The following is a 15,038-nucleotide window of genomic DNA, read 5'->3' as shown; positions in this document are numbered from 1 at the left end:
GTGCGGTTGAGGGGGTGATCGAGCATCCGTCGAAGGTGTTGGGTCGTGGGGTGAAGTTGCCGTTGTTCTTCCGGTTCTTCGATTTCGATTTTGGCGAGCTGTTGTGGGACACGTTCGCGAAGATTCCGGATTTGGTGGCTTCGTTGCGGGGGCAGGACGGGGCGCTGGACGATTCGAAGGATTCGTTGAAGGGCTCTTCGGACGGGTCGTGGAAGTTCGATGATGACGGTGCTGGTGAGGGGCTGCCGCAGTACGTGGAGAAGTCTGAGGACGATCCCGCGACCAGCCCGCCGAAGTATTCTTCCTCGGATTCGGTCTCGGAAGGGCCTGGGGGTTCGTCTTCAAACTCGTCTTCGAATTCGGACTCGTCTTCGTCTTCGAGGTTGGGTGGGTCGTCTTCGAATTCGGGCGTGGGTTCGGGGTTGGGTGGGGTCGGGCGGGTGGATGGGTTTGGTGGGGGTGAGGCGTGGCAGCAGTTGGCGTCGGGTGAGGGGTTGTGGGGTTCGGGGGATGGGGCGGTGCAGGCACGGCAGGACTTGTTCGACGAGTTGCGTGTCGAGGAGTTGGGTGGTTTCAACGAGGTTCTGGCGGGTGGTTCGTTGGGTGCGGATGTGGTGGCGCCGGAGGGGGTGATCCCGTCGGCGAAGGTGGAGGCGGAGTGGTCGGCTCAGGCGGGTCGGTTCTTTGATGAGGTGTTCGGCCCGTTGAAGACCGGTGATGTGTCGCAGGTGGACGTGGTGGGGATGCAGCAGCGGTGGTCGGAGTTTGTGCGGGATGTGCGGCAGGTTGCGGAGTTGGGTGGGGTGTCGCCGTGGGCGGGGTTGTTGTTCACGCATGTGGTGACGGGTCGGGATGTGGATGAGGTTGTTGATGGGTGGTTGGCGCAGCGTCCCGGGATGGTGGTGTCGGAGGCGGATCGGTTGGCGTTGCGGGACACGGTGGTGGCGCAGGCGCGGGCCGGGTTGCTGGCCCGTCTGGTGGCCGGTTCGGGGCCGGTGTCGTTGGACCGGGTCGTCGACGCGATGCCGGTCAGGAATTCGGACAGGTTCCGGGAACGGATCCACGAGAAGCTGGCCGAACTTGCCACCAGCAGCACGACCACGGACGAGACCACCACCACGACCACGGATGAGACCACCACCACGACCGCGGAAGAGACCATCACGGATACGTCCGCCGATACCGGCAAGGCCGTAAACGTCAATGTGGTCAGTTCACCGGTTCTGGTGGATGTGTCTGACACGGTGGAGTTGTCTGAGCTGGACGCGGCCACCTCGTCCAAGAAGGCGGCCACGGCAACCACGCCTCGTCTGCTTCAGGCCCAGGCGGTCCAGGTCGGCTCAACGTCCATCGTGCCGGTGTCTTCCCAGCCGGTCTCGTCAATCTCGTCGGGTTCGTCGTCCCAGGCGTTCGCCACGGATGCGCGGTCGTCGGTCGTGGACGTGGTCGGGCTGCCGATTCCGGCTGGCTGGTATCTACCTGGGCCAGGCGACAGTGCGCAGATGCGGGCCAACGCCGAAGCGTTGCCACGTTACCGGTCGAACAGTGGTGCCACCGAGTGGATGACGGTCGTGGCCCATGGTGATCCGGCCACCGGTGGGATCCGGGTCAACGATCGGGTCCTGGACGCCGACGGGTTCGCGGCCTGGGTCAAGGCCCAGCCGGGCTGGAACCAGCGACCGTTGGTGTTGACGATCTGCGGGGCCGCGGTCCCGGGCCCGAACGGCACGGACTCGTTCGCGGCGCAGGTACGCGACGAGTTGGGTGTCGAGGTCATCGCCGCGAACGGGGACGTGTGGACCGCCCTGAACGGGATGGCCTACACCGGTATGGCAGTCGACGCCAACGGCTACCCGGTAATGGACTTCACCGGCACGCATACCTGGCAGTACTTCCCGGCCACCGCCCAGACGAAGCCGGCACCGCTGCACGCCGACCTGACCACCGCGATGGAACAACTCCGCACCACCGGCACCACCACCGGACACCAAACCCCCAAATCCACCAACCCGTTCGACCGACCCAACCCACAAACCTGGACCAGATGGGCAGGGGGCGAAGGTGGTCACCCGGCCGGGCTACGACTTGAGCTGATGGCGCGGGCTGACGGGCAGGTCATCGCTGAGTTTGCGCCCGGCGGCCATGCGGTGACGCTGCTTGTCGAGGGACCAGAAGGACGCCCCTCCCCGGTTGTCCGATCCGAGGACCTGTCACCCCTGGAAGACGCCCTGGTGGTGGTCGTAGATGAGAGCGTCGTTGCCGGTGCATCTCATGTGGCGAGCGCGGTGGCGCTGGAAGAGTCTCTGCGCCGGCTCATGCAGGGGCTACCGGAGTTGCCCGCCGTAATGGTGGTTGCCCTGAGGTCCGCAGGCATCGACTACCTTGCTGCGCTTCAGAATCTCGCGGACGACTATCCGAACACCTGGATTGTCGCACCCACCGACGAAATATCTGTGTCTGATGGTCAGATAGTCACCGGTACGGATCAGGCGCCTATGACATGGCTGGAGTTCCGCGGAGGCTATCCGCCGGAATCGCAGATCCGGGGGCGGTTCACTCAGACGGACGTATCGGATCTGCATGAGGCGGCCACGCAGGATATTTCGGCGCGGATCGTGGAGATGGCGCAGCGAATCGCTGCTCTGGAGGGCACGCTTGGAAAGACCCCCTTGGACGAGTTCGTGCGAGCCGACATCAGGTGGGCCAGGGACTATCTAGAGTTGGCTGAAAGTGCTAGTGGACCGGTTGGCCGCTTGCATTGGCTGCACCGCACTGATGCCGCGTTTGCGAGAGCGGAGGCCAGGGCGGCTCAGATTCGACCGCTGCCGCCGCAGGTAGCGGCTGCGTCCATCCCCGCAACGTTGGCGGAAAAAGACAAGTCTGAGGTGCGCCGCGAGGCGGACGGTAATCCAGACTCAGTTAGCGTAAATTATGACGAGACGATCTACCATCAGATCACCTCAGGGAATGATTCGTACAGCGAGGGGCAGGTGGTGTATGCCTGGACCTCGAGCAGTAAGACGAACACGGTAGGTGTGTTTCTCTCTGCCGGATCGCCGGAACTGACCACGGAATTCCGGGATCAGGTGGAGACGACCGTCGCGCCGGACGGGGTGGCGGTTCTGATGGTACGCCCAGGGCTCGGCAGTCGGATGCTTACCGCTCAGGAGTTGGCGGAGACCCTGGAATGGCTCGTGCGTCCGGACCGAACGGACCCGTTGACCAACCCTGTCGAGCAACAAAGTCCACGGGTTGTGGTGCTGGCGATGGACCAGTCCGGATTCATGATGGCCGACGCATTGGCGGAGATGTCGCAGCTCTACCCCGACACGGTCTTCGTCGCCCCGGAGGGATCCTGGTCGGTAACGAACGATGGACTGCCGTACGCCGGGTCGGAGGGGCAGCCTGAATACTGGCATGTGTTCCACGCCGGACAGGAATTGTCCTATGCGATGCACGGGCAGCTCGAACCGGAACAGCTGACCAAGCTTCCTGACCGACTGGCCTTACAGCTGACCGACGATCAGATCGGAACGGTAAAGTCGGAAGCGGTGGCACTCTCCACATCGTCGCTGGAGGATCAGGTTGCCCAAACTCCCGACAGCAGTCAATCGAGTCTTTGGGAGCGCTTGGTCCGTCCCGTACGGGATATCCTTCCACCCTTGTCCTTCAACGGCCTCGGAGGCTTTCGGTATCTCTACCTGGAGCCGCTTCCAGGGCATTCGGAGTTGACTTCGATTCGGGCAAGGCTAAACGATTCCTCGATCCGCGCGATACCGACGTACGGGCATCGTCAAGAGGCCGGAGATCGTATCGAGGTGAAGATCAGCAATCGACTGATCGGATCTGTCGTCGGATTGGGTGCATCTCTCTGGGGCGGGACGGTCGATTTTGCCGATGCTGCGTCCGCACCGTGGAACCTCACGGTGCGCCCTGATGCGGAATATGTGCTGGAAGTTGCGCTCCCGCACCCATCCGCAACGATGGACGAGACCGGACTGACGTGGGCTTATGGGGGAACTTTCCACCCCAGCCTGCGTCGTTTGAAAGAGGCCTGGCCGGTCGGGCAGTCCAAGTACTTCCCGGTCTTCGTCCACAGCACGAAGGATGTCGTCGGTCATGACTATCGACACGGGAGGGTGGACACTGCCGGTCTCATCGCTGCTCGCCTGCGGAGTAACCGGAAGCTGTGGAGCGGAAAGCAGATCGTCCTCGTGGCGGACTCGCTGTACAGTGCAACGAACGTGCTAGCCAGGCGCCTGGCCGACCTGCTTCAACTAAAGGTGCTGGGGGCTGTTGGCTCGGTTGGCGTGATCGGGAACGACCTCATCGTTTCGGGTGCGCCGGCTGTCTTCGAGTCGGCGAACAAGCTGACGATCTCGCCGGTGCTCGCACGGGGGCGGGGCTGGCAGTACTTCGAGCCGTCCAACGACGATTTCTTCGGCGTCGAACGTAACGTCAGCTCCTTTGGCCCAGAGCTCCACGGCAGAGACGACCAGGCGTTCGTAGTGTCGAGCCACGGCAACCAGATCCAGTTGCTTCCGACCATCGACAATCGGGAGGCGCGGCGTACGTCGGTTTCCCACCACAGGGAGCCTGGGCGGAGGTTTCCAGCGACGGTCCAGGCTCAGGAATTCCTATCCGCGAGCATCGCCGTGCCCGGAAGGCGAATGATTCTCGGCAATCCGGTATCTGTGGACAATCTTTCGCTCGTGTTGGCAGGTGTTCGGTCGGAGTCGATCCCGGGGCTCTATGCGATAGAGGTGCATGGTGGCACTCTCGGGGTTGGTGTCACCCTTGGTCGTGTCTTGCAGGGCAGCCGTCAGTTTGATGCAGCCACAGTCGCGGATGCGATAGCGGTCGACCCGTACTGGATCGGTGATGACGGCGGTGTGCGTCCTGAACTGCTGTTGCTGATATGTAACCCCTATTCGCAGCTTGCCGGGGCGGTGCCGTTCCTGCCGGTGGCCCAGTTGATAGCCGATGCGTTGGTGCATCGAACCGGCAAGGCGGTTACTCTGCTGGCAGCCGGCGGCAACGTGTACCACAACATGACTGCTGATACGTGGTATGTCGCAGTCGAGACGTCAACGAGCCCGTCAACGGGCAAAGTGACGATGGACCCGAAACACTCGGCAGCTCGCTTCTATCGAGTGTACGGTCGCCGGGTAGGTGACAGGCTACGGATGCCCGAGCCAGTGCAGAAGCGATTCCCGCAGGAATCCAAGCCCAAGTCGAAGCCATGGTCGGAGACCGGAACATATCATCCGGTACCGGCAGCGTTGGAGTTTCCGGTTTCCGCTGGTTGGCAGATCAGCGACGCCGATGTGATGGCCACCGAGCTTGTCGGTCCGGGGCGTCAGTATGAGTCGGACATCAGTAGGCTTGCCGGTTTGTTGTCGTCCTACGAGTCGTCTGACAGGTTCCACGAGCAAATGTCACGTGCCGTATACCGATATTTGCGGCAGTACGATCAGATCGCGGCACTCACGTTGTACGACGTGTCGAAACCCGGAGCCAAGGGGCTCACCACGAGGACAGATTTTGCGGCATTCGAGGCAAGTCTGTGGCGTGGGTTGGTGCGTACGGCGGTCGCGGCGGTGGATGCGTTGCCACGGCAACAGCCGCAGTCGCCAGGGACTGGGTGGGGTTATGTGACAGTGTCGGTGGCGAGGGGGGCAAACGTCTATCGGCAGGTCAGACGTTGGCTGGCTGCTCCAGGGCCGGGGCCGGTACGGACCGTGGGCTGGGCGCAGCCGGGGCCGAACGAGGTGCTGGTTGCGATCAGTCCGGAGTTGGTCAGGGACGTGTCGGCGTTGGCGCCGGAGGGCTCTACCCAGCCGGTGGGGTTGGCCAACCTGCTTGGTGCGGACGTCGTGGTGCGGCAGGTCGACCAGGGTGATGGGACGCCACCGTATTTCAAGGTGGTGCCCGATATCGAACGGGCGGCAGCGTCTGGTTACACGTTGTGGTTGGGGAGTCGGGGGGAGCAGGGGTCGGCGGCGGAGCGGGCGGCTGTGGAGGTGGTGCCCCGGGCGGCGAACATGTTGACGGTGGCGAGTCATTTTGATTCGTCGGGTCAGCGGATTCAGGTGGGTGAGCGGTTCCTGACGGCTGGGGAGTTTGCGGCGTATCTGCGTACGGAGTATGGGTGGCCGGAGTCGGGTGGGCCGGATGTGTTGTTGGTTGGTTGTGGTGCGGGTCGGCGGCCGGGTTCGGGGCAGGGGTCGTTTGCGGAGCAGTTGCGGGTGGAGTTGGGGGTCGGGGTGTTGGCGTCGCCGGCTGAGGTGGCGTCGATGGTCGACGGGCGGGTGTTGGCGGTTGCGCCGATGGTGAGTGCTGCGGGTCAGATCCAGGTTGTTCCGTTTGTCTCTGCGGCTCCGGCGGTTTGGCAGTGGTATTCGTCGGATGGTGGCGAGCCGGTGGCGCTGGAGTCCGAGCTGGCCCCCAGCCTGCAACGGCTGGAGAGGATACGTGGCATCGAAGGGGTGACTACACCCCCGGTAGCCAAGCCGCTGACTCCGGTGACCTGGATTCGCGAGCCTTCGGGGTCGGCAGCGCTGCTGCCCAGGAACGTGCCGCTCACCGGGCGGTCCCTACCGACGCCGCCGGCTCCCGAGTATGACCAGAACAGCTCGACAGCAGACCAGGCAACCTCAACCTCGGTGGATGAGTCGGAGGGCCCGTCGACCGAGCTGAGCGATCCGGCCTGGGCGGCGGTGGTCGGCGCCAGCCCGGAGGAGGTTGCCAAGGTACGTGAAGCTGTTGTCGCGGTGCCTGAGCTGCTGAACAACCCTGCCGACCTCTTCGAGATAACCGACTGGTCGAAGCCGTTGGTAGTGGCGACGAAAACTCTCCTCGCGCATTTTGCGCTATCCGTGGAGAGCGCTGGTGAACTGCTGGAAGAGCTGTCGACCGTACCCCAGACCTTTCTACACACCACCCGCGCCTTCGAGATCAAGCTTGCCTCCGGCTCGCTGCTCGGTAGCGAGTCCACCCGGACGGTCTGGGTCGAGCTGGTTCCCAGACCTACCGACAACGACGTTGTGCAGAAGGAGTTGGGGCATCGACTCAGCCACTTCCAACGGGCGCAGGAGAGCACGTCTGTCAGCAAGGCCGGAAAGCAGCCTGGCTCGATGATGGTGAGCCTGCCGATGGAGTTTGCCGGGATCCCCCTGAATGTTGGGGGCGGCGTCCTGTCTGCCAGCCAGGGGCACACCGCCAGCAGTGCCACGGTGGTCACCGACAACTACATGCTCTTCGGTGAGGACGATTCATACCTGATCGAGTCGACGATCGATATCAGGATGACCGTCGGCCGGGCCGACGAGCTGGTACCACCGGAGGACGGTGAGTCGACCAGGACCGAATCCGCGATCAAGCGCTTCTTCCGACTTACCGCAGGGCTCGGTCTGATGACACCGAGCAGAGAACCCGAACAGACCCTCGACGCGGCAGCGGCGGCCCTCCTGAGGCCCAACCTGTATCCGATCCAGGTCGTCGATGACGGCGAGTTCGCGGGCAACGTCCTCAAACTCCTGGGCAAGCAAAGGGTTGCCGAGGTCGGCAGCACCGGGCGTCAGGAGGTACGAAAGGTCTGGTCGGGTCCGAATCTGTGGCGGCACCTCAAGGGCGATCAGGCACCCCAGATCGTGCTCGGTCCACATCGGCTCGGCCTCCCCGGCTACATGGCTGGTGTGTACGCCAGCTTCCGGCTGGTCTCGATCGAGCAGGTGGGTCTGGTCGGGAAAGAGTCGTGGTTGCGATACCAGCCGACCTCGGCACATGACTCGGGTATCGACGCGACGACCACCACCGGATCTCGGTTCGCCGCGCTCAGTGGTGCCAACTTCGGCCTGCTCAGTTTCCTCACCGGCCCGACACTGCAGCTTGGTGGCTCATCGACGGTCACCGCGACCATGTCCGCCCTCAGCCGGGTGACCCAGGAGACCAACCGGGTGGCGATGGGTCTCTACCGAACCACCTACGAGGTGACCCTGCACCGTGCCTCGTACCGTTCACCGCTACGTTTCATGACCCGGAAGTCCCCGGGAGCCAAGCCGAGCACCTTCCAGGTGAAGGTGGTCGAGCGCGCCCCGATCAATCTGGTGAGAGCGGCGACCGCAAGACTCGGGTCCCCCGAATCGCCGTTGAGCCTGCCCACCCCCGCAGTGGTCGAGCCGGTCGTAACCGCGGTCGAGCCCGTCGTAACCGCGGTCGAGCCCGTCGTAACGGAGATCAAGGCCGCCGTTCCGGAGACCGGACAGTCGAATGCCATAGTCGGCACACCTTCGATCGTTCGGCCGGACGAGATGCTGATCGAGCTGTTGAGGGACAGTGCGGACCGGACCGGGGGCAATCGGCATCTACCCCGGTACATGTGGCAGAACGGCCGACTGCGTCCCGGGCAGATGGTAGCCCATGGCCTGGAATTCCTGACAGAAACGATTGCCAAGCGAATCCAGCAGATTCTGGCCCTGCCGGACAACCGTGACAACAGCGAGTTCCTGCCGGTGTGGGACACCTCGTACATGAAGAAAAAAATCATGCGGAACGTGGTCCAGGCGCTGGAGAACGCCGGAAGCCTGACTGCGCAGACCGGAACGACACGCCTGGCGGCCGACCTTCTCACGCTGACCTCGGACACGCTGGTGGTCTACCTGCCCCATCTCGGTGCGGCCAGTCGACATGGACTCGTGCTGCTGCTGACAGCGGAACGGGTCAATGCAGAGACCGGACCCGAGTACCTCGGCTCACGTAGTGAACCGAGCACCGGTAACGATGAGAATGCGCTCCGCCGTACCCCGATGCGCTTCCTCCGCGCAATTGCCAAGACCCACCAGCACAGGTCGGCCAGGAGCAGGACGTACGGGGTCAGTGCCCATCTGACCGTTGGGGGCAACCTGCCAGTCGTCGGAAGGCTGCGCTATACCCGCCGGCGGGCAGTGGGTTCGGTGAACATGGCGAACGAGACGTACCTTGACGGTGGGGACAAGCGTACGGACATCTTTGCCGACCGACTCCGGTTCAAGATGGAGCTGTTCGCACTGAAGGAGCCGACCGACTGGTTCCGGAACACCGGGAACCTCATCATGGACACCGCCCCGCAGGCGGCGAAACTGTCCACCGCTGTCACCCTCGCTGACAGTGGACGGGTCGTCGACCTGGGACAGTTCGAGCAGTCATTGGCATTCACGGTCTCCCGTGACCGGACATTCGATGACAGCACCGAGGGTACGAAGAGCGTGAACGCGATCGCACTGGAAAAGTTGGACGCGGTTGCTGTCGACATCGATGCGGAGTTGCTGGCCGATCTCCGTCTGACGACGGAGGAGAGCCAGGTAACCCATTGGGATCACGTCTACTTCCTGGATGGTGCGGAAGCGCTGCGTAGCGCCATAGTGTCGGCGCTGGAAGAGGCCCGGGAAGCGATGATCAAGGCCGATCCGTGGCGGCGGTTCGTGGCGAGCCGAGGCACGAAACCCGGTGTCGGAGTACCCGGTTCCTTCGGTCACCTCCAACTGCTTCAGCAGATCAACGCGGACCGGCTTGCCGCACTGCTGCCGTCGATGTCGCGTCAGGTGATCATGCTGCACAACCTCGGCGAGGTGCTGGGCGACGAGTCCATCGTTGCCGGGGTGTTTCTGCGGGCCCTGGTGACGGAGGCGAAGCCCGGCCTGGAGGGGATCGTGCAACACGACATCGAGCACGGTACCTCCGGATCCCAGGGGATACTCAGTTCCCACAGTCGATCGATAAATGGCGACCTCTTCGTGGGCGCGCGGGCCGGTGGTACGACTGCTCCCTGGCTGACCATGCAGGGGCAGGGAGGTCTGCGGCAGGGCACCGAACGCCAGCGAGGCCGGCAGGCGATCGTGACCGGTGAGGTCGAACGCAATGAGACCTTCAGCGGCGAGCGGGGTGTCCAGCTCACCGTCAACGCCACGGTGCAGTTCATCGTGCACGTGGTACTGATCGAGCAACGGGACGTGGGCAAGGACCTGGTGACACGGGCATCCCGCCAGGTCTCCGGTGCCAGGCTTTTCGGCTTGATGACCTCGGATCTCGCTCGCCGGATGAGCATCCTGGACCCCACCATGCCCCCGACCGCGACCGAACCGACCCTGGTCGTACCCCGGATGTTCAATGCGAAGGCGAACCTGCCGCTGGCCCTCCCGCCGACCCTGGTGCGCCCGGCGGCGAACCTCGGCACCGGCCGCCCGCTCAACCCACCTACCCTGGGCAACGAGGTACTGAAATGGTTGAGCAAACAGAGCATCCCGGCACAGGCCCTTGGTAGCGCGACGCCGCTGCTTCGCGACAACGCCGCAAACCTTGTCAACATCGACACGGTGCTGGGGCACACAACCGCCGAGTTCCTCGCCGCCCACTGGGGCGAGCTGATCGATGGCGGTGTGTCGCTCATGCTGGAGTACCCGGGCGTGGCCGGTCGCCAGTTGGTCCAGCTCGTGATCGAGGTCATCGCGGTCGACGGCCTTGGCGAGGCGACTGAACCACAGTTGACCGCCGTTGTACCGGCACCAAAGACCCTGGAAATGAACGTGACGGCCGTCGCGACCAAGAGCAGGTCAGAGAGCGGCACGAGCCGCTTCGATCTGTCCGGCACCCTGCAGGCACTGGGCCAGGGGAACGATGTCGTCGGGGGCGGCGAACACACCGATCGACTGGGCCACGCCAGTACGGTTGCCGCCACCGATTCCACGAGTTCCCGTAACTACATGGTCGTCGATTCCGGTGGGGCATGGGCGCGGCTGGCGCAAACCGTCACCTTCCGGGTCACCGCCTATCACCAGGGGAAGCAACTGGGTGCGCCACTACAGGAAACGCGTGATCTGAACTTCGACCGGGTGGCCAACCACCTGTTGACCACGCCCAGTGGACAAACTCCCGTCGAGCTACCGGCTGTGCCCACGCTGCGCCCGCCCTCCCGGACCACGAGCAGCAACGAGGAGCTACAGACGTGGCAGGGCGAGTCGCCGGTGAAGCTACCGGTGAAGTACCAGCCGACAGACTTCCGCGGAGCGGCACTCGTTCAGGCAGCGGTCGCGCGGACGCTGGGTGCGGCCTCCGGTGACGTCGACCCGTTTCGGCTCGGCGGAATGCTGGCACATCAGATCATGGCGGCATTCAGCCAGACCACCATGTGGGGCAGTACCCGAATGCGGTTCGCCAGGCCGTACGTCGTCGACCTGATCGAGCCGAGCGCACTGGGCACACGAGCCAAGGTCACCATCTACAGCCGGGTGGTCAAGTCCCGGCTGGCCGTCATAGCCCCGCCGCACCTTCGTGACCTGAGGGATGGTCGAGTCGAGAGCAGCACCAAGAGCACATCGGTGGCCCGGATCGGCTTTCCAGTATCTGCAGCCACCCTTACCGGGGGCGACGCTGCGACGGTCAGTAGCGATGCAACGCAGGAGAACCAGCAGGTCGCGGGCGGTACCTGGGGCACGATGAAGATCGCCAACGTAGCCAACAACGAGGGTGGCGTGGCCGTCACCGGGTACGGCGACACCCGGGGAGGGGCAGGTGAGAGCGCCAACAGCAGCGTCACCACGGACGTCGGTGTGGTCAACAAACTCCAACCCAGCGCGATGGTCGAGTGGACCGAGGAGATCGTCGTCGTTGCCGAGGTGCACCACGGCGTTGGAAAGAGCACTGCCGAGTCAGTGCTGACCATTCCGGACTCCACACCCGTTTGGATGGACCTCCTCGACCTCGCCCAGCATCTCACCTTCGCCGAGAACGAAGCCGCGATGGCACTGCTGGCCAGAGCGAATGCCCAGGCCATGACCGTGACCACGAGATTCCAAGAGTGGCAGGCCATCGACGCGGAGCTTGAGCGGAATCGAGTGCAGGACGAGATCGACCGGCTGCGGAAGAGGGGCGATTCCCAGGCATCGAGCTCCAGAGCGAGGAAAGCACCTAACTGGGACGAGTTGGATTCTCCGAAGCTGGCCTCCCTCAGCCAGCAATGGCGTCAGGCGCAGCAGGCCTGGCATCAGGCGAAGCTGGCGCTCGATGCCACAACCCGCGAGCTGGCTGCCCTGATCGCCCTGGTCACCCAGCAGGTCGATCAGAACCGTGAGGCGGACCTGGCCGTTACGTCGACTGTCGAAGCCGCGGTCGTCGATGGTCAGAGCGAGGTCAATGATCAGGTCGAGGTCGAGGTCGAGGTCGAGGTCAATGATCAGATCGAGGTCGAGGTCGAGGTCGAGGTCAATGATCAGATCGAGGTCGAGGTCGAGGTCGAGGTCAATGATCAGGCCGAGGTCGAGGTCGACGTCAATGACCAGGTCGAGGTCGAGGTCGAGCCGAACGCAAGTGTCCTCCCCGTCGAAGGACAGAACGATGAGGAGGTGGACGTCAAGTCAGAGACCGGCGTGGTTGGCGACGTTGTGCAGACGGAGACCCGTGCCCCTGTGGTCGACGATGATGCCGTCGATGCTCTCGACGCGGTGGTCGTCGAGGCCGGCGACACGGTGATCGTCGAGGCCGGCGATACGGTGATCCCACCGAGCCTGGCAGAGCAGGCCAGACACGGCAACGCGATGCTGTGGCAGGACGGCTGGGAAGCGGGTGCGCCGACGGAACGGGACGGGACGCAACCGGGGCGGAGAGAGCTGGCGGCCCGAGCTGTGCCCCGGGCTGAGGGGATGTTGACGGTCATCGCCGAGTTCGATTCGGAAAGCCAGCGTATCCACATCGGCGGTCAGCTCATGTCGGCGCGGGAGTTCGCTGCCCATCTCCGTACGGCTCATGGCTGGCCGGAGGCGGGAGGACCGGACATCGTACTGGTCGCCAGCGACGCCGGACGGTCGCCGCGTTCGACGTTCTGGGCTTCCGGTCCCTCCTTCGCTCGGCAACTGTCCGCGGAACTCGGGGTCGGTGTCCTGGCACCTCGCGGAACGGTGCTCACGACAAGAGAAAGAACCATCAGCGGGAATCCCGAGCGGAGCGGAGGAGCGAATGGTGCCGCACACTTCGACATCTATTCCGATGCGTCATCCGGGTGGAAGTGGTACTCGCCGAGGGGAGACGTACGGCGTGAGCTCGGTGTCGAGCTGGGCGAGGCACTGGGCAACGTCGGCAAGCGGGTCGTTCCGGTGCGACCCCCCTCGGAGATGAGGAACTTCGTCTGGACCTACGGTGGCTTACGGGGTGGCCGCAGCCGTCCGCAGCAACAGGACAGGGTGACCAGCAGCACGTGAGCCTCTGGTCGTTGGGCGGCAATCGTGATTGGTGTACCAAAAATCGAGTACGGCTATCGTCTCGGGCACTTGATGATGAAGAGGAGCTAGCGTGACAGGTCCTTATGGTTCAACCCTCGAGGTAGACCGGATTGCCGGTTGCCATGACATGTTGCTGCGTCTGGCCGGTCGGCTACCCGATGACCTGCTCACCCAGGCTCGGGCCTGGCTGGCTGAGGAAACACTGACCAAGATCGCAGAGGCGGTGGTCGCGACCGCCGTGACGCAGAGGCTCACTGTCCATCCAGCTGACGTCGAGTTGCTGGCCAGCCTGCTTCCCGAGACGGGCGAGGGCAGGCGGCAGGTAGCGGGGCTGGCAACGAGCGAGCAGGATGTCGTACCGCCGTACGTGTTCCAGCCGGTCAGCCCGGAGGAGGCCAACAAGATTCGCCGGCGGGGCGGCACCGTGCCGGTGGCACTCGATCTGACCACCGGGGCGCCGCTGCCGCTGGACAGCGTGGACGCCGCAGCGGTTGAAGCCGTCGCAGCCAGCAGCGGAGTACGTGGTCTGTGGCGGTCCTGGCGGTTGGCCGCCGACCGGGCCTCGTGGCCGTTGCCGCGCCGGGTCTATCTCGTGGAGGTGGACGATCCGGGACAGCGCCATCGGCTGGCAGCCGACCTGCAGGGTCTGCTCGCCGCTGCTGGTGAGGCGACGCCTCAGGTGGAGGTGACCGCGGTTGGTGCGGCGGCAGCGTACTACCAGCGTACGGCTCGGGGAGGCGGTGCGTTGTTGTGGGCACGGGAGGCGGCGCCGGCGATCGAGAACGTATCCGTGTTCGACCTGGTGGATCCGGTGTTGGGGGCTACCTTCGCGCCCGACCATCCATTGGTCACCGACCCGTCGATTCGTGCGGAGATGCTGGACTACCTCGACAACGGGCATCCGCTGATGTTCACCACCGCGACGATCGACGATGTCGTGGACGTTACCCGGGGCTCGGTGGTGCCGCTCAACTTCCGTACCGACGGAACCTGGCTCTGGCCCGAGGCGGTCACATACTACCTGCGGGAGCACAACCTGCGACCCGACGACCGACTGGTCGAACACATGGAGCGTGCCGGCTACCAGATCTCCCCGTTGGACGGGGTGGCCATCTTCCGTACGTTGACCAAGCTGCAGGAGCCCCCGGAGAGTGAGCCGGTCTGGCGGTTCCACGACGATGAGCCCGACGACGTGGAGTCGCCGAGCTAGGACGGAAAAATCGGCCGGCCTGTTCGCCGGTCGACGTTTGAATGCGCCGGGTTCACCCAGGTACATGTGTTGAAGCGCTCGCCTCCTGCCGGGGCGAGCGCTTCAGGTTTGTTGCGGTCGGTGGGCCGATCTTCGTGTCGACGGCGGGCCCTTTCGTGTGCCGCAACCGGATGCTGAGTTCCCGCCAAGGGCCTGGCCTCGCGATACGGAAACTTGCGTAATCGGTCTGAGATGTCAGAGTGGTCGGAATTCTGGCAAATCTGTCACGGCATCTTTGGCATGTAGTGAACGCAGGTGTGTCCGTACGCGTAGTCGTAGCATGTTCGACCCAGACCTGAAACAGCCACATGCCGCTGTGTGCGTGACTGGTTACAGCGGGCGGTCGTCAGTGGTGGTGTCGTGGACGGCGGAGGTGGTTCCTGACGCCGTTGGTTGTCGGTCTGTTTCGGGCGAAGTCTTTTCTGTTCGGCGTGGTCGTTGTGGAGGTGTGTGGTGAGTATTCCGGGTCCTCCGAAGGAGTTGGAGTGGATCACGTTTGTGTTGGTGGGTGAGCGGTGGCCTCAGGGTGATGAGGACAA

At 64.0% G+C, this 15,038-nt stretch carries 2 protein-coding genes; both read left to right on the top strand.

Annotated features, from left to right (window positions below):
- The first annotated feature begins 14 nt into the window (after nucleotides 1-14).
- The gene (locus tag ACFQ4H_RS33220; protein ID WP_377578956.1) at nucleotides 15-13,229 is read left to right on the top strand and encodes a hypothetical protein; all 13,215 of its coding nucleotides are present in this window, start codon (nucleotides 15-17) and stop codon (nucleotides 13,227-13,229) included.
- A 148-nt stretch (nucleotides 13,230-13,377) separates the two neighbouring features.
- Complete coding sequence (locus ACFQ4H_RS33215) at nucleotides 13,378-14,460, top strand: hypothetical protein (protein ID WP_377578954.1); 1,083 nt, start codon at nucleotides 13,378-13,380, stop codon at nucleotides 14,458-14,460.
- Nucleotides 14,461-15,038 lie beyond the last annotated feature (578 nt).

This window comes from Micromonospora sonneratiae, from assembly GCF_042679305.1.
In the GTDB taxonomy this organism is placed as follows: domain Bacteria; phylum Actinomycetota; class Actinomycetes; order Mycobacteriales; family Micromonosporaceae; genus Micromonospora_H; species Micromonospora_H sonneratiae.
Note: the sequence above shows the minus strand (reverse complement) of the source record. Positions and strands in the feature narration are given on the sequence as shown.